This window comes from Delftia sp. RIT313, from assembly GCF_000632165.1.
Taxonomy (GTDB): Bacteria; Pseudomonadota; Gammaproteobacteria; order Burkholderiales; family Burkholderiaceae_C; genus Comamonas; species Comamonas acidovorans.
In genome coordinates this window covers 1-16,327 of the sequence record NZ_JFYT01000102.1, presented here as the reverse complement: position 1 = coordinate 16,327, position 16,327 = coordinate 1, and the positions used below count along the sequence as shown (strand labels likewise).

Here is a 16,327-nt window from a genome sequence, read left to right as displayed (position 1 = left end):
GGCACAGGGTCTGCATCGTCGTGGGCTGGCCTGTCAGCAAGGTGGCCAGGCGGATATGGTGGGATCTCGTGAGCAGTTGCGGCGACGGCCAGCGCCGCAACTGCAGCAGCATCAGCTGATGCTGCGTGTGCAGGCCGCTGGCGTGTGCCTTGGCGCTGGCCGGTTTGCCGTGCACCGACAGGATGCGTGCGCCCATGGTGTTGAGGCATTCCTCCAGCGCATCGGCGCGCAGGGGCATGCTCAGATGGCCGCCCGCAGGAAAGGCCCCCTTGGGCTGCCCGCCCACGCGCAGCGTCAACGCGGGCGGGGCGGCAGGCGCTTCGGCCAGTTCGCCATGCGCCACCGTCATGTCCGCCTGGGATTCGCGCCACGTCCAGCGGTGCCGTGTGCGGTGATTCACCATCAGCACATAGGAGCGGAACAGCTTGGCGTCGCGGTCCGACAGGCCATGCAGCATGAAGGTCAGTTCGGTTCGCTCATCCATGCTGTGCCTCCCGCTGCAATTGCCGCTTGCGCCCTCCGGTCTGGTTCGTGTACATGCCTTGCCTCTTGTTTGCAGGTCCGGCGATGGCCGGGTTGTCCGTGTATTCATTCAGGAGCGGGAGTCAAGGGGTTCCGTAAAGGAAGCCCGGCGACAGAGATACGAATGATAGGAACGGCGCCGGCGGCTGGCTGTCCGGTCGCGCAGGAGAATCCGAATCGGCTGAGTCAGAATCAGAGTAGTCCTATCCGATTCATGCCCGATCCGCTCCCGTCTTCGGTGGACCGATCAGGGCGATGGATGAATCACGGGTCTGCAGGGCAGTAAAAACCGGAGCTTTCCGAGTTTTGCCCCTCCGCCCATGTTCGGACTGTGGTCTCTTTTCTGGCCTGCCCTGTTTCCGTGGTGTCTGGCGGGCGCTGCCCGCGATGCCCTCCGGTTACCAGGGACCGGGCAACCGCAGCTGCAGCATTTCCAGGAAGGACTGAGCCGCATGCGGCAGCGTGCGGCCGGCCAGGGTCTGCACCTCGATGTCGCGCAGGTCCATGCCCCGGTCGCTGAGCGCCACGGCCACCAGTGCGCCTGTGGCCACCATGTGGCGCGCGGCGATCTCGCTGGCCACGGCCACGGCGGCGCCCTGGGCTGCAAAGTTCAGCAGGGTCTTGCCGTGGTTGCTCTCCATCACCGGCATCAGCATCAGGCCCTGGCGGCTGCAGGCCGCGTCCAGCAGCTGGCGCACGGCCGTGTCGGCCGGCGTGAGTGCCAGGGGGTGGCGTACCAATTGGGCCAGCGACAGGCGCCGCGCCTGCGCCAGCGCATGGCCGGGGGCGACCAGGGCCACCAGCGGCGCGGCCACGCGGCAGGCCACGGCAATGCCTTTTTCAGGCGCGCGGCTGAAGCACAGGCCGATGTCGGCCGTGCCGCTGCGCACGGCCTCTGGCACGGCAGGCGTGGGCAGCACCATCACCTCGAAGACGATGCCGGCATGCGCGCGCTGGAACGCTGCGCACAGGCGCGGCAGGAACTCGTTGGCAAAGGCGTCGGAGCTTGCGATGCGCACGCGGCCGCTGCGCAGCCCCTGCAGGGCCTCGATCTCGCCCAGCGCGCGCTCGGCATCCAGGCCGGCGCGGCGCACATGGTCGGCCAGGATCTCCCCGGCCGCATTGAGCACCATGCCGCGCGGGTGGCGTTCGAACAGCGGCGTGCCCAGCAGCCCCTCCAGCGCCGCGATCTGGCGGCTGATGGCCGAGGCCGCCACGTGCAGCCGCGCCGATGCCTCGGTCAGCGATCCGCATTGCGCCACTTCGTGGAAGTAGCGCAGCGCGGTGTCCTGCAAAAGAAGGTGGCGGGCGTCGGGCATGTCGCCCCGATTGTCATCAATTTGCCGCAGAGGCAACGCAGGTTTGCAAATTTGCTGATGGCGGCAAAGGGGAGAGGGTTCTACGATGGCCTGTTGCGGCGTTGCTGGGGAGCAGCGGCTGCAGCCGTCCAACCCCTGTCCAGGAGTGTGCCCATGAAGGCATTGCCCAGCGTTTTACTTCCACGCCGCGCCATCGTGGCTGCAGCCTGTGCCCTGGCTGGCGCCATCGCCCTGCCCGCCGTGGCACAGGGCCAGGCGTCCTGGCCCTCGCACCCGGTGCGCCTGGTCGTGCCCTTTCCGGCCAGCGGCGCCACCGACCTCGTGGCGCGCGTGGTGGCGCAGCGCATGTCCCAGGACCTGGGCCAGCAGCTGGTCATCGACAACCGCCCCGGCGCGGGCGGCACCATCGGCACGGGCGAGGCCGCCAAGGCCTCGCCGGACGGCTACACGCTGCTGTTCACCACCAGCAGCACGCATGCCATCTCGCCACACCTGATGACCCGTCTGGCCTACAAGGCCGACAAGGATTTCACGCCCATTGCCGAGATCGGCGGTGCGGCCAGCATCCTGCTGGTCACGCCCTCGCTGCCCGTGCGCAACGTGCAGGAGCTGATCGCCTATGCCAAGGCCCATCCTGGCGCCCTCAACTACGCCAGCAGCGGCAACGGCACCATCGTCCACCTGAACGCGGCGGCCTTCGCGGCGCGCGCGGGCCTGCAGCTGACCCATGTGCCCTACAAGGGCACGGCCCAGTCCATCACCGACCTGGCCGCTGGCCAGGTGCACCTGCTGTTCGACTCCATTCCCACCGGCATGCCCCATGTGGCCAGCGGCCGCCTGCGCGCCCTGGCCGTGACCGGCGACAAGCGCAGCGCGCTGGCGCCCGACCTGCCCACGGTGGCCGAGTCCGGCCTGCCTGGCTATTCTTCGGTCACCTGGTTCGGCGTCTATGGTCCGGCCGGCATGAAGCCCGAGCTGGTGGCGCGGATCAATCAGGCCTTCAACAAGGCCATCCAGAATCCCGAGGTGGTGGCCAGCCTGGCCAAGCAGGGCGTGGAGGCCGCATCGCCCCGCACGCCCGCGCAGTTCGCTGCCATGGTGCAGGCCGACAGCGCGCGCTGGGCGCAGGTCATCAAAGACAACAAAATCACATTGGATTGAGTGAAGCACCCCCTGAGCGGCTTTGCCGCTTCCCCCTCTCCTGCGGGAGGGGGACGACGCCCTTGCTGCGGGGCGGCCCTTGCTTGGCGTCCCTGAGCTGGGCCGTGCCTGCGGTTCCTCAAGCTATCGGTGGCGCGTTGGCGCTATGGAAATTGATATGACAAGCACTGTTACGGACTGGACACTTCCCTACGCCTCGCACCGCTCTTCGGTGCTGGGCCGCAACATGGTCTCCACCTCGCAGCCGCTGGCCGCGCAGGCCGGCCTGTCCATGCTGCTGGCCGGCGGCAATGCCGTGGATGCGGCCATTGCCACGGCCATGGCGCTGACCGTGGTCGAGCCCACGGGCTGCGGCCTGGGCAGCGATGCCTTCTGCATCCTGTGGGATGGCAAGGAGCTGCATGGCCTCAATGCCTCGGGCCGCTCGCCCCAGGCCTGGACGCCCGAGTACTTCGCCGCGCTGGGCGGCATTCCCGAGAAGGGCTGGAATGCCGTCACCGTGCCTGGTGCCGTCTCGGCCTGGGTGGAGCTGTCGCGCCGCTTCGGCAAGCTGCCGTTCGAGCAATTGGCCCAGCCCGCCATCCGCTATGCGCGCGACGGCTTTGCGGTCTCGCCCACCATCGCCACGCTGTGGGCGCTGGGCGGCGCCAAGCTCGGTGACCAGCCCGGTTTTGCCGAATGCTTCCTGCCCGATGGCAAGGCCCCCAAGGCGGGCGAGGTCTTCCGCAGCGAAGCCCATGCGCGCACGCTGGAGGAGATCGCCGCCACCAAGGGCGAATCCTTCTACCGTGGCGCACTGGCGCGCTCGATGGCCGAGCACGCCAAGGCCTGCGGCGGCGCCATGACCGAGGCCGACCTGGCCGCCCACCAGGCCGACTGGGTCGGCACGGTGTCGCAGACCTTTGGCGATTCGGTGATCCACGAGATCCCGCCCAACGGCCAGGGCATTGCCGCGCTGATGGCGCTGGGCATGCTGGACGCACTGGACGTGGGCGCCGAGCCGCTGGACGGCGTGGAGTCCGTGCACCTGCAGGTCGAGGCCATGAAGCTGGCCCTGGCCGACCTGCACGAATACAACGCCGACGGCGACCACATGCGCGTCGAATCCGCCCATCTGCTGGACGCCGGCTACCTGCGCGAACGCGCGGCGCTCATTGACCGCGAGCGCGCCAGCGCGCCCACCTACGGCGCCCCTCGCCCCGGCGGCACGGTCTACCTGGCGGCGGCCGATGCCAGCGGCATGATGGTCTCGTTCATCCAGTCCAACTACATGGGCTTCGGCTCGGGCGTGGTCGTGCCGGGCACCGGCATCAGCCTGCAAAACCGCGGCCACGGCTTCACCACGCAAGCCGGCCATGCCAACGAGGTCGCGCCGCGCAAGCGCCCCTCGCACACCATCATCCCGGCCTTTGCGATGAACGCCGACGGCACGCCCCAGATGGCCTTCGGCGTCATGGGCGGCCCCATGCAGAGCCAGGGCCACCTGCAGATGGCCCTGCGCGTGCTGCGCTACGGCCAGAACCCCCAGGCCGCCGCCGACGCACCGCGCTGGCGCGTGACGGGCGGCAAGGGCGTGGCCGTGGAGCCCGCCTTCGACGCCGAGGTCGTCGCCGCCCTGCGCGCACGCGGCCATGAGGTCACGGTGGAGGAAGGCCATGGCGTCTTCGCCTTCGGCGGCGCGCAGTTGGTGCTGCGCGACGGCGACCACTACATCGGCGGATCGGACCCGCGCAAGGATGGGGGCGTGGTGGCGTTCTGAGGGCGCGAAAGCCCCAAGGCCTGCCGCGCAGATCGAGTTCGCTTTAGAGTCATGGCATCGAAATCTTGATGCCATGGTGCGAACGGAGGTGGATGCAATGACGGCCAGAGATGATGAATCGGCGCTGCTATCGCGCTGCTCCTTCGTCGCCCGGGAGCGTGCGCAGCCCGCCCAGGACCAGCGCGAAGCCAACGTGTTTCGCCTGGCCGCCATGATCGTCCGTTCGCGATTCCCCCAGGAATCTGCGAGCCTGATGCAGGCCAGCGAGCGATATTTCGCCTTGCATCCAGAAGAAAGACTGCCATCGGAAGATGTGGTCAGGCGGGGTTGGGTTCTGAGCCTGCCCCGTCTGCGCGACATGCTCAGCCGCCGACTTGCCGCGTATTGAATCCATGGCCCACTAAGGGCTTGCAAGGTCTGCCCACGCGATTCGAATAACGGCCTGTACGCGGCCACCCCCGCTCACCCCCAGCGCAACACCCAATCCGCTCGCCCCCGCGTTGCCGCAATGCGGCGCGCATTGGGCTCGTCCACCTGCGCCACCCAGTCGCGTGCGGCCTGGGGGCTGCGGCCGTGGAGTTCGTGGCGGCGGGTCAGGCGTTCGATGCGAAGGCGGTCGTCCATGTCCACGTACCAGACCTCGTCCAGCAGCGCGCGCACGGCATGCCAGTGCGTGCCCGGCGCATCCTGTTCATCCATCAGCAGGTAATTGCCTTCGGTGATGACCAGGGGCACGCCGGGCGCGATGGCGATGGCGCCTGCAATGGGCTCCTCGATGGCGCGCCGGAATTCGGGGGCGTAGACCGTTTCATCGGCCGCGGGCGTGTGCAGGCGGCGCAGCAGGGCCACGTAGCCGGCCGAGTCGAAGGTGTCGGGTGCGCCCTTGCGCTGCGCGCGGCCCAGGCGCTGCAGCGCGGACTGCGCCAGGTGGAAGCCGTCCATGGGCACGGCCGCCGCCAGCGGGCCCAGCGCCTGCAGCAGGGCGGCGCAGACCGTGCTCTTGCCTGCGCCGGGCGGGCCAGCCAGGCCCAGCAGGCGGCGGGGGCCGGAGCGCGCCAGCGCAAACGCACGCGCCAGGGCCTCGGGCGGCAGGATGGCCGTCATGCGCGTGCCTGATGCGCGCTGGCCAGCCCGTCGGCCATGAAGCCGCGTGCGTGCAGGGCCAGGTCCATGCCGTCTTCCCACATCGGGCGCCAGATGGCCAGCGCGTTCGACAACTGCTCGTTGACGATGGCCGACGAGAAACTCTCGAACGTCACCGTGCCCTGGTAGCCGATCTGCGCGAGCGCACCGAAGAACTGCGCGAAGTCGATGTGGCCCGCGCCCAGGTAGCCACGATGGTTCTCGCCGATGTGCACATAGCCCAGCCGCTGTCCGCAGGCTAGCACGGGCGCGGCAAGGTCGGCTTCCTCGATGTTCATGTGGTAGGTGTCCAGGTGCACGCAGACATGGGGCTGGCCGACTTCGTCGATGAACTCCAGCGCCTGCGCGGCCGTGTTCAGCAGATTGCTTTCGTAGCGGTTGACCACCTCCAGGCCCAGCGTGACGCCGCGCTCGCCTGCGAAGTCGGCAATGCGCCGCACGGCCTCGATCGCGTTGCGCCGGCCCTGCGGCGTGCAGGGGTGGCCGTATTTCGCCATGGCGCCGTAGAGGATGCCGCCGAAATAGCGCCCGCCCAGGCGCGCCGTGATGTCCACGCCCTCTTGCAGCAGCGCCAGGCCGCGCGCGACCACGGAGGGGTCTTCGCTGGAGACATCGGCCTCGAAGGTCAGCCCGCGCGAGCAGCCCACGCCCAGGCTGTGCTCCTGCAGCAGATCACGCGTGAGCGCCAGGTCCATGAGCCGGGGGCCGTGCAGGGACAGCTCGACCAGGTCGTAACCGGCCTGGCGCGTCTGCTCGATCACATGGCGGGTGGATGCCGGCGACAGGTCGCCGGCCCAGACAAGGGCGTGGATGCCGAGGGGGTTCATAGGGGCTCCGGGTGGACTCTGCGAGAGCGTGAAGGGGAGGGTTCGGCGGGTGCCCGGGCACGGCCCCGCCAGCGCGCGAGCAGGTGGCGCGCGGCCACGGCGGCGATCATGGTGGCGCCCCACAGGGCCTGCGTGAGCTGGGCATTGGCGCCCAGCAGGTTCACTCCGCTGGACAGCACCTGCAGGATGAGCAGGGCGACGAACAGCCCCGACACCCGGCCGAAGCCGCCCATGGGATCGGTGCCGCCCAGGATGGCCGCAAGCACCGTGACCAGCAGGTAGGACTGGGCGTAGCCCGCACTGGCCGAGTTGAAGCGCGCCATCATCAGCACGGCCGCGATCCAGCACAGCAGCGTGGACAGGGTGTAGACGCCGATCAGCACGCGGCGCGTATCGATGCCCGCATGGCGCGTGGCCTCGGCATTGGAGCCGACCATGCGGATGGCCAGCCCGTGGCGTGTGCTGCCCAGGTACAGGCCCACCAGCAGGCACACGGCCGCGAAGATCCAGAACGGCAGCGGCAGGCCCAGCCACTGGGCGGAGCCCAGGGCCTGGAAGGTCTCGGGAAAGCCTGCAATGGGCTTGCCGCGCGTGAGCCAGACGCACAGGCCGTTGATCAGCGACATGGTGCCCAGCGTGACGAGGATGGGATGGGCGTTGACGCGCGCCACCAGCCAGCCGCTGGCCAGCCCCACCAGCAGGCTGGCGAGGGCGCCCACGGTCAGTGCCGCGGCGATGAGCAGGCCCTCATGGCCCGACAGGTCCAGGCCCAGCGCCGACAGGCCTCCCACCAGCACCCAGGCCATGACCAGGCCCGCCATGTTGGCGCTGGCGACCACGGCCAGGTTGATGCCGCCACTGACCAGCGGCAGCATCTGCGCCAGTGCCAGCAGGCCCAGTTCCGGGATTTGCAGCAGCACCGATTGCAGCGTGCCCAGGGTGGCGAAGCTGCCGGGCAGCAGCAGCGTGAACACGGCGTACAGCAGCGCCAGCAGCGCCAGCAGCGCCAGCAGGCCCAGCGGCGCGCCAGTGCTGCGGTTCATGGCGTGGCCCCCGCCAAAGGCGCTGCAGGAGTGGCGTCAGCGCTGCGCTGCTGGTTGCGTCGCTGCGTGCGCCGCAGTCCCGTTGCGGCGGCGCAGGCCAGCACCACGGCGCCCAGCAGCACCTGGAAGAAATACGGTGACACGCCAAGCAGGTTCAGCCCGTTGCGCAGCACGGCCAGCAGCAGCACGCCCATCAGCACGCCGCCCACGCTGCCCGTGCCGCCGAACAGGCTGGCGCCGCCCAGCACGGCGGCCGCGAGCACGAACAGCTCCGTGCCGACCAGGGCGTTGGGCACCGACTCGCCCACGCGGTGCGCCTGCACCAGGCCTGCGATGGCCGCCATCATGCCGAGCCAGCCATAGGCCACGCCCTGGATGGCGCCCAGCCCGATGCCCATGCGGTGGGCGGCCTCGGGGTTGCCGCCGAAGGCGTACAGGCGCCGCCCCAGCGCGCTGTGGCCCAGCAGCAGCGCGGTCAGCAGGGCGGCCGCAGCGGCCACGGCGATGGGCAGGGTCAGGCGCACGGGGTCTGCGCCGTCGGCGCTTGCGAAGCGGGCCAGCACCACGGAATCGCTCCACCACGACGGCAGGTCGTAGATGGACCGGCCGCCCGTGCCATGCATCAGCAGCGCGAAGTACAGGTTCAGCGTGGAGATGGTGATGATGATGGAGGTGGCGCGCAGGCGGTGGATGAGCAGGGCGTTGAATGCGCCCAGCGCCAGTCCCGTGGCCAGGCCCAGCGCGATGCTGGCCGCCGGTGCCCAGCCCAGGCGTGTGGCCGCGAGGGCCGCAAGGTACTGCGCCACCGTGGCCGTGGCGGCAAACGAGATGTCGATGCCGCCCGCGACCAGCACCACCAGCAGGCCCACGGCCATGATGGCGGTGACCGATGCGCCCTCGGCCAGGTCCATCCAGTTGCCCAGCGTCCAGAAGCCCGGCGCCAGGGCGCCGAACAGCAGGGCCATGGCGGCAATGGCCAGGCCGAGCCGGGCCACGGGGTGTTGCAGCAGCGCGTGTACGTGTGCGTGTTCAGGCATGGACGGCCTCCTCGATCTGGCTTTCGGAATGCACCCCCGGCACGAACTCGCCGGCGATGCGCCCGCCGCGCATGTGCAGCACGCGGTCGCAGTGGGCATGGACCTCGGCCACCTCGTCCGAGATGACGATCACCGCCATGCCCCGTGCGGCGAGCCCGTGCACGATCTCGAAGATGCCCTGGCGGTTGCCGATGTCCACGCCCACGGTGGGCGAGTCGAGGATCAGCAGGCGTGGCGCGGTCGCCAGCCAGCGGGCCAGCACCACGCGCTGGGCATTGCCGCCGGACAGTTGGTGCACGGGTGCGTCCAGCGCGGGCAGGCGCATGTGCAGGCGGTCGCGCCACTGGGCTGCAGTGGCGGCGCGGCGGCTGGAGGGCAGCCAGCCCAGCGGGCCGGACAGGCGCGGCAGCATGGCCAGCACCAGGTTGTCCTGCACGGACTGGCGCAGGTTCAGGCCGAGGGACTGGCGGTCCTCGGGCACATAGGCAATGCCCGCCGCCATGGCGTCGCGGTTGCTGCGCAGCACCAGCGTGCGGCCGCCCAGGCGGATGCTGCCGCGGTCGGGCCGGCGCATGCCGAACAGGCCCAGGGCCAGCTCGGTGCGGCCCGCGCCCAGCAGCCCGGTCAGGCCCAGGATCTCGCCTTCGCGCACATCGAAGCTCACGTCCTCGTAGTCGCCGTCGCGGCCCAGGCCGCGCACTTCCAGCAGCGCGGGCGCGGCGGACATGTCGCGCGCATGCAGGCTTTCCTTCAGTTCCTGCCCGGTCATCAGCGCGGCCAGTTGCCGACCCGACAACTGTTCGGCGGGCCAGGTGCCGAGCTTGCGCCCGTCGCGCAGCACGGTGACGCGGTCGGCGATCTCCATCACCTCATCCAGCTTGTGGCTCACGAAGACGATGGCCACGCCATCGGCCTGGAGCCGGCGCACCACGGCCAGCAGCGCATCGACCTCGGCGCGCGTGAGCGAGGCCGTGGGCTCATCCATGAACAGCAGCCTGGCCCGGGCCGCCATGCCCCGGCAGATGGCCACAAGCTGGCGGCCCGCAATGGGCAGGTCGCCCACCCGCGCATCCAGCGGCAGCGCAATGCCCAGGCGCCGCATCACGGCCTGGGCCGCCTCGCGCTGGCGCCTGCGGCGCACGGGCGTCCACCAGCTGCCCATGGCCTGGTCGAAGGCGATGTTCTCGGCCACGCTCAGGTTGGGAAACAGCGACAGGTCCTGGTAGATCACCTGGATGCCCAGGGACTTGGCCAGCGCGGGGTCCAGCCGCTGCACGGGCTGTCCGCCGATGTCGATGCGCGCGCCCGGCTGCGGCGCGTGCACGCCGCTGAGCACCTTGATCGCCGTGCTCTTGCCGCTGCCGTTGCTGCCCATCAGGCAGTGCACCTCGCCGGGCATCACGTCCCAGTCCAGCGCATGCAGCGCGGTGGCGTCGCCAAAACGCACGGTGACCGCCTGCATGCGGACCAGTGCCGTTGTGGTGGCATCCATGGCAGCGCGCAGCTCACAGGCCCAGGCTGACCAGCCGGTCTATGGTCTGCCGGTTGATCGGCTCCAGCCTCTGGCCCTGGATGTTGCGGCGCTCGCGGTCCACCTGGACCTTGCCCAGGCCCGGTATCTCCATGCCGTCCGTGGGCTCGCGGCCGTCGATCAGCATCTTGCCCACATGCACGATGACCTCGCCGGCCAGCGCGGGGTTCCAGATGAAGCCCTCGCGGATCACGCCCTCGCGCACCAGCTTGGCACCCTGGCCCGGCGAGAACGAGCCCACCACGGCAATGCGCTCGGCTTTGCGCGCATCGGCCACCGCGCGGCCCGCGCCAATGGGGCCCTGGCTGCCGAAGGCCAGAAAGCCCTTGAGGTCGGGGTGGGCGCGCATCAGGTCCTGGGCGCTGCGGTAGGAGTCGTCCAGGCTCTCGGCCACGCCGAAGCGCTCGGACACCAGCTGCATCTTCGGCCACTGCTTTTTCTGGTGGGCGATGGCCGCGTCGGCCCAGGCGTTGTGCAGCGGCACGGTCAGCGAGCCCACGAAGACCACGTACTTGCCTTCGCCACCCATGGCCTTGGCCAGGCTGTCCATGTGGCGCTCGCCAAAGCCCGCGACGCTGCTCAGCTCGATGTTCCAGTCGGCGCCCTTCTGGTCGGGCGACTCGTGCGTGAGCACCTTGATGCCCGCGCTGCGCGCACGCCGGAACACGGGCTCCAGCGCCCTGGCGTCATTGGGCACCACGGCGATGACCTTGCTGCGGCGCGCGATCAGGTCCTCGACCGCGCGCACCTGCTGGGCCGCATCGGCCTCGGTGGGGCCGACCATGCCGCTGGAGATGCCCAGCTCGCGGCCTGCCTTGCGGATGCCGGTCTCCATGGCGTTGAACCACGGAATGCCCCCGACCTTGGCCACCACCGACACATCCTCGGCACCGGCCGCGCCTGCCAGCGCCGCCAGGGTGCAGGCCAACAGTGCCCTCGAGAACCGGCTGAATCCATGGAACATGGCGCTCCTCCCTCTGTTTTGCACAATCGATTGCGCAAACTATAGACAGATGGACTTCCATTGCCGATGCGGGATTTCCCGGGCCGCTGCTGCGTGCCGGTGCCGGTCCGCCCGAATCGCCGCCGCAGCGGCTACGATGGCCGCCGAGCGCTCCCGTCCCAACCCCTGCAGAGCACCGTGAACCGCCCCCGAACCTCCACCATCTACGACCTGGCCGAACTGGCCGGCACCTCGGCCTCGACGGTCAGCGCCATCCTCAACGGCAGCTGGCAGTCGCGGCGCATCAGCGAGGAGACCGCGCGCCGCGTGCAGCAGCTCGCCCAGGAAAACAGCTTTGCCGTGAACCGCCAGGCCAGCGGCCTGCGCCGCCAGCGCTCGGGGCTGATCGGCATGGTAATTCCCACGCACGAGGACCGCTTCTTCGGCGCGCTGTCCCAGGCCTTCGAGCGCATGGCCCACGCGCGCGGCCTGTGCCCGCTGGTGGTCAGCACGCTGCGCGACGGCGCGCTGGAGGTGGAGACCGTGCGCTCGCTGATCGCCTTTCGCGTGGAGCACCTCATCGTCACGGGCGCCACCCGGCCCGACGCCATCAGCGCCGAATGCCGCCAGGCCGGCGTGCGCCATGTCAACGTGGATCTTCCCGGGAAAAAGGCGCCCTCCGTCACCAGCGACAACCGCTGGGGTGCGGCCGAACTCACGCGCCTGCTGCTGGCGCGCTCCAGGCCCCCGGCAGGTGCGCCGCAGGACGCCGTCTGCTTTCTGGGTGGCGTCCGCAAGGAGTACGCCACCGAGCAGCGCCTGGCCGGCTTTCGCGAAGCCCTGGCGCCCCACACGCCGGTGGCGGACGAGCACATCATTTGCTGCGGCTACGACCCCGAAGCGGCCCGCCTTGCCATGGCCGCGCTCTACCAGCGCCTGGGCGGCCTGCCGCGCGCCCTGCTGTTCTCATCGGGCATCACGCTGCAAGGCGCCATCCGCTTCCTGCGCGCACTGCCCGATGCGGAACTGGCGCAATGCAGCTTTGGCAGCTATGACTGGGACCCCTATGCCGAATGCCTGCGCTTTCCGGTGCACATGGTGCGCCAGAACGTCGAAGGCCTGATGGCCGAGGCCTTCCGCGCCATCGACGGCGAAGGCCTGCGCGCGGGGCAGGTGGTGCAGGTGCGGCCGCAGTTGGTGGAGTGGGGGGAGGGCGTGCATCCCACGCCATAGGCGCGAAACCTCGGCTGGCTCAGTGCGCGCCAGCAGTGTCTTGCTGCGCAATGTGGCTGACGTGGATCACGCCGCTGCTTTGCCTGTTGCGCTCACGGATTGCCGCTGCGGGCTGGCCGCAGCAATTCCCATGGCTCCACTTCCAGGGCCCTTGCCAGCATCTCCACTTCGGTGAGCTTGGCGGAGCCGGCCTTGCCATCCTTGCCCGGCTTGCGCCGATCCGGGCTCAGATACAGGCTGATCGTTGTCTGGCCCACTCCGCATTTTTTGGCCAGCGCCATTTGCTTCAAGCCCTTTTTCTCCATGTGGAGGGCCAGGTTGTCGGCAAGGATCTGGTTGAGGGAGCTTTCAGGCATGGGGCGAGTGTGCAGAACTTTGCCCACAAAGTGTTGTTTGACATTGCGGAAACAGGTCGCGTCGATTCTTGATCCCAGGTCATACCGCAGACATGCGGATAGTCCGCTGCCTTGCCTTCATCGCCCTGCGCCCACCAACCCCGGCATCACCGTGAAATCCACTTGCGCCTGCGCCAGTTGCTGCATGGCCGGGATCAGGGCGCGGGCGTCGCCGCGTCGCCATTGGAAGGCGTAGTGCAGAGGCGCGAGGGCGGCCTTGGGATGGGCGCCCCCGACGGCGCGCAGGCCCAGGGCGGCGATCCAGCCGGTGGGCAGGAAGCCTACGCCCAGGCCGGCGCGCAGCATGCCGGCCACGGCGCCCCAGCTGTTGCACAGGATGCGCTCGCGCACGCTGGCGCCCTGGGCGAGCAGCCAGTCGTCCAGCAGGCGCGTGGTGCCGGCCTGCGGGGGCAGGGTGACCAGCGCATGGCGCTGCAGCAGGGCCGTGGCGCCCAGGCGGCCCGCGCCTGCCAGGCCGGGGGCCACGGCCCAGGCAAAGCGTGCGGCGCCCACGGGGCGGGACAGCAGGCTGCTGCGCGAGGAGCGGCCCGCGATGACGGCAAAGTCCAGCTCGCCGTCGTCCAGGCGCTGCTCCAGCACGCCGCCCACGTCCACTTGGGGCTCCAGCACCAGTTGCGGATGGGCCTGGCGTGCGGCGGCCACGAAGGCTGGCAGCCAGGTCAGCGCCGACAGGTCGCCCACGCCGAAGCGGCAATGGCCGGCCAGTGCCTCGCGCGTGTCCAGGGCCTGGCCCAGCGCGGCCATGGCGTTGAGCACCTCCAGCGCGGCGGGCAGCAGGCGCTGGCCGGCATCGGTGAGCACGGCGCGGTGGCCGCTGCGGTCGAACAGCGGCTGGCCCAGCGCGGACTCCAGTTCCGTGATGCGCTTGGACAGCGAGGACACGGACAGGTGCACGCGCTGCGCTGCCGTGGCGAAGTTGCTGCAGGTGGCGGCCCACCAGAAGGCTTCGAGCTGCTTGACCGAGGGTGTGGACATGGGTTTGTCATTGGCAAAAAGCGAACAAGTGAATTCTAAATAATCCACTTTCATTCAATGGATGCGCGGCCTACAGTGGCGCCGGTTCCTGAACATTCCGAGGTCCGCACCATGGCCGCCATCGCTTCCTCCTCTGCCTCCACGCCTTCGGCATCCGCCCTGCCGGCGCCGCGCGCCCCGGCCGTGCTGCGCCGCATGCTGTCGCTGCATGATTTCGAGGAGGCCGCGCGCCGCAGGCTGCCCCGGCCCATCTTCGGCTACATCGCCGGGGCGGCAGAGGACAACGCCTCGCTGCGCGACAACCGCGAGGTGTTCGGCGAATGGGGCCTGACCACGCGCGTGCTGGCCGATGTGTCGCAGCGCTCGCAGGCCGTGGAGCTGTTCGGCGAGCGCTATGCCAGCCCTTTCGGCATTGCGCCCATGGGCATCAATGCGCTGTCCACCTACCGGGGCGACCTGGTGCTGGCGCGCGCGGCCCAGCGCGCGGGCATTGTGTCGGTGATGAGCGGCACTTCGCTGATCCCCATGGAGGAGGTGGCGCGCGAGAGCCCGGCCACCTGGTTCCAGGCCTATATCCCCGGTGACCAGGCCCGCATCGACGCGCTGATCGACCGCGTGGAGCGCGCAGGCTTTCGCACCCTGGTGGTGACGGTGGACATACCGATCTCCGCCAACCGCGAGAACAACATCCGCACCGGCTTTTCCACGCCGCTCAAGCCCAGCCTGCGCCTGGCCTGGGACGGCATGGTGCGCCCGGGCTGGGTGGCGGGCACGTTCCTGCGCACGCTGCTGCGCCACGGCATGCCGCATTTCGAGAACTCGTTTGCCACGCGCGGCGCGCCCATCATGTCGTCCAGCGTGATGCGCGACTTTTCGGCACGCGACCACCTGAGCTGGCGCCACATCGAGGCCATCCGCCGCCGCTGGAAGGGGCCGCTGGTCATCAAGGGCGTGCTCAGCGTGGAGGACGCGCTGCAGGCCCGGCGCGTGGGGGCCGACGGCATCGTGCTGTCCAACCATGGCGGGCGGCAGCTCGACGGCGCGGTGTCGGCCATGCGCATTCTTGAGTACGTGGTGGCGGCCCTGGGGCCGGACTATCCGGTGCTGATCGACGGGGGCTTTCGGCGCGGCTCCGATGTGCTCAAGGCCGTGGCGCTGGGCGCGCGCATGGTGCTGGTGGGTCGGCCCTTCAACTACGCCGCCGCCGTGGGCGGCGAGGCCGGCGTGCTGCACGCCATCGGCCTGCTGCGCGACGAGGTGGACCGCAACCTGGCCATGCTGGGCGCCTCCTCCTGCGGCGCGCTGGACCGCTCGCACATCGTGCGCCGCGCATCGGCCTGACAGAAACCTCCACCGTCCGTTCAAAACACAGCCATTCCCAGGAGACATCCCATGAACCACTTCACTTCACGCCGCAGCCTGTGCGCCCTGCTGCTGGCCGCAGGCGCCGCACCGGGCGCCATGGCGGCCGATGCCGGCGCCTATCCCACGCGCCCGGTGCGCCTGATCGTGCCGTTTGCGGCCGGCGGCACCACCGACATCGTGGCGCGAGCGATTGCGCCGCGCATGGCCGAGGCCCTGGGCCAGCCGCTGGTGGTGGACAACAAGGGCGGCGGCGGAGGCGCCATCGGCGCGCACGAGGCCGCACGCGCCCAGCCCGACGGCTACACGCTGGGCGTGGCCACCGTGTCCACCACGGCCACCAATCCGGCCATCAACCCGCGCCTGCCCTACAACCCGCTCACCGATTTCACGCCCATCACCAACATTGCGGCCACGCCCAATGTGCTGGCCGTGCATCCGGGCTTCAAGGCGCAGAGCTTTGCGGCCTTCGTGGAGGAGGTGAAGAAGAACCCCGGCAAGCATGCCTACGGCACGGCGGGCACGGGCTCCATAGGCCACATGCTGATGGAGCTGATGTCCAGCCGCTCGGGGCTGTCGCTCACGCATGTGCCCTACCGGGGATCGGGCCCCGCGCTCAACGATGCGGTGGCGGGCCAGGTGCCCATCGTCTTCGACAACCTGCCCTCGGCCCTGCCCTTCATCAAGGCGGGCCGGCTCACCGCGCTGGCGGTGGCCGCGCCAGAGCGCCTGGCCCAGCTGCCCCAGGTGCCCACCTTCAAGGAGCTGGGGCTGGAGCCGGTCAACCGCAGCGCCTTCTATGGCATCTACGGCCCCAAGGGGCTGTCGCCCGAGATCGTGGCGCGCCTGCATGCGGCCGCCCAGCGCGCGCTGGCCAGCCCCGAGGTGCGCCGCCAGATCGAGGACACGGGCTCGCGCGTGATCGGCAACCGCCCCGAGGAGTTCGCGCGCGAGATCGCGGCCGAGAACGCCCTGTACCGCAAGATCGCCACGGAGCGGCGCATCGGGCCGGGGGCCACGGCCCAGGCAAAGCGTGCGGCGCCCACGGGGCGGGAC

General features: G+C 70.0%; 16 protein-coding genes. 6 read left to right on the top strand and 10 right to left on the bottom strand.

From position 1 onward, the window contains the following. Together BW39_RS28000 and BW39_RS27995 are read right to left on the bottom strand one after the other, a co-directional pair. A partial coding sequence (locus tag BW39_RS28000; protein WP_043825479.1) for a hypothetical protein occupies window positions 1-484 on the bottom strand: 484 nt, incomplete at its 3' end. 436 nt (window positions 485-920) lie between these two features. Further along, the gene (locus BW39_RS27995; protein ID WP_034389667.1) at window positions 921-1,841 is read right to left on the bottom strand and encodes a LysR family transcriptional regulator; all 921 of its coding nucleotides are present in this window, start codon (window positions 1,839-1,841) and stop codon (window positions 921-923) included. A 153-nt stretch (window positions 1,842-1,994) separates the two neighbouring features. Between BW39_RS27995 and BW39_RS27990 the strand changes: the two genes are divergently transcribed. The 3 genes from BW39_RS27990 to BW39_RS27980 all read left to right on the top strand — a co-directional run bounded on the left by BW39_RS27990 (window position 1,995) and on the right by BW39_RS27980 (window position 5,149). Beyond that, entirely contained in the window at window positions 1,995-3,002 is a 1,008-nt protein-coding gene (locus tag BW39_RS27990; RefSeq protein WP_043825478.1) for a Bug family tripartite tricarboxylate transporter substrate binding protein, read from the top strand. 157 nt (window positions 3,003-3,159) lie between these two features. Beyond that, on the top strand, window positions 3,160-4,761 hold the full coding sequence (locus tag BW39_RS27985) for a gamma-glutamyltransferase family protein (protein WP_043825482.1): 1,602 nt from the start codon (window positions 3,160-3,162) through the stop codon (window positions 4,759-4,761). Window positions 4,762-4,858: 97 nt separating this feature from the next. Beyond that, window positions 4,859-5,149, top strand: a complete 291-nt coding sequence (locus BW39_RS27980) for a hypothetical protein (RefSeq protein WP_043825481.1) — start codon at window positions 4,859-4,861, stop codon at window positions 5,147-5,149. A gap of 74 nt (window positions 5,150-5,223) precedes the next feature. On the opposite strand, the gene BW39_RS27975 is transcribed toward BW39_RS27980, so the two are convergent. Genes BW39_RS27975 through BW39_RS27950 form a run of 6 tightly spaced genes read right to left on the bottom strand, consistent with a single transcriptional unit; the run spans window position 5,224 to window position 11,306 of the window. Further along, complete coding sequence (locus tag BW39_RS27975) at window positions 5,224-5,865, bottom strand: nucleoside/nucleotide kinase family protein (protein WP_043825476.1); 642 nt, start codon at window positions 5,863-5,865, stop codon at window positions 5,224-5,226. Next, on the bottom strand, window positions 5,862-6,731 hold the full coding sequence (locus BW39_RS27970) for a sugar phosphate isomerase/epimerase family protein (protein WP_043825475.1): 870 nt from the start codon (window positions 6,729-6,731) through the stop codon (window positions 5,862-5,864). The genes BW39_RS27975 and BW39_RS27970 overlap by 4 nt, the downstream gene beginning before the upstream one ends. After that, a complete protein-coding gene (locus tag BW39_RS27965; protein ID WP_043825474.1) occupies window positions 6,728-7,774 on the bottom strand; it encodes an ABC transporter permease in 1,047 nt (348 codons plus the stop codon). The genes BW39_RS27970 and BW39_RS27965 overlap by 4 nt, the downstream gene beginning before the upstream one ends. After that, on the bottom strand, window positions 7,771-8,811 hold the full coding sequence (locus BW39_RS27960; protein WP_043825472.1) for an ABC transporter permease: 1,041 nt from the start codon (window positions 8,809-8,811) through the stop codon (window positions 7,771-7,773). The genes BW39_RS27965 and BW39_RS27960 overlap by 4 nt, the downstream gene beginning before the upstream one ends. After that, window positions 8,804-10,303, bottom strand: a complete 1,500-nt coding sequence (locus BW39_RS27955; protein WP_043825470.1) for a sugar ABC transporter ATP-binding protein — start codon at window positions 10,301-10,303, stop codon at window positions 8,804-8,806. Before BW39_RS27955 ends, BW39_RS27960 begins: the two co-directional genes overlap by 8 nt. 13 nt (window positions 10,304-10,316) lie before the next feature. Continuing rightward, on the bottom strand, window positions 10,317-11,306 hold the full coding sequence (locus BW39_RS27950) for a substrate-binding domain-containing protein (protein ID WP_043825469.1): 990 nt from the start codon (window positions 11,304-11,306) through the stop codon (window positions 10,317-10,319). Between the two features lie 177 nt (window positions 11,307-11,483). On the opposite strand from BW39_RS27950, the gene BW39_RS27945 reads away from it, so the two are divergent. After that, window positions 11,484-12,518: a LacI family DNA-binding transcriptional regulator gene (locus BW39_RS27945; protein ID WP_043825468.1), complete on the top strand. Its 1,035-nt coding sequence runs from the start codon at window positions 11,484-11,486 to the stop codon at window positions 12,516-12,518. A gap of 92 nt (window positions 12,519-12,610) precedes the next feature. Here BW39_RS27945 and BW39_RS27940 read toward each other — a convergent pair whose 3' ends face one another. Next, window positions 12,611-12,901, bottom strand: a complete 291-nt coding sequence (locus BW39_RS27940; protein ID WP_152547334.1) for a helix-turn-helix domain-containing protein — start codon at window positions 12,899-12,901, stop codon at window positions 12,611-12,613. Between the two features lie 90 nt (window positions 12,902-12,991). Next, entirely contained in the window at window positions 12,992-13,909 is a 918-nt protein-coding gene (locus BW39_RS27935) for a LysR family transcriptional regulator (protein WP_043825466.1), read from the bottom strand. Window positions 13,910-14,020: 111 nt separating this feature from the next. On the opposite strand from BW39_RS27935, the gene BW39_RS27930 reads away from it, so the two are divergent. Together BW39_RS27930 and BW39_RS27925 are read left to right on the top strand one after the other, a co-directional pair. Continuing rightward, window positions 14,021-15,250, top strand: a complete 1,230-nt coding sequence (locus BW39_RS27930; protein WP_043825465.1) for an alpha-hydroxy acid oxidase — start codon at window positions 14,021-14,023, stop codon at window positions 15,248-15,250. 51 nt (window positions 15,251-15,301) lie between these two features. Next, the coding region (locus BW39_RS27925) for a tripartite tricarboxylate transporter substrate binding protein BugE (RefSeq protein ID WP_152547333.1) at window positions 15,302-16,327 on the top strand (1,026 nt) is incomplete at its 3' end.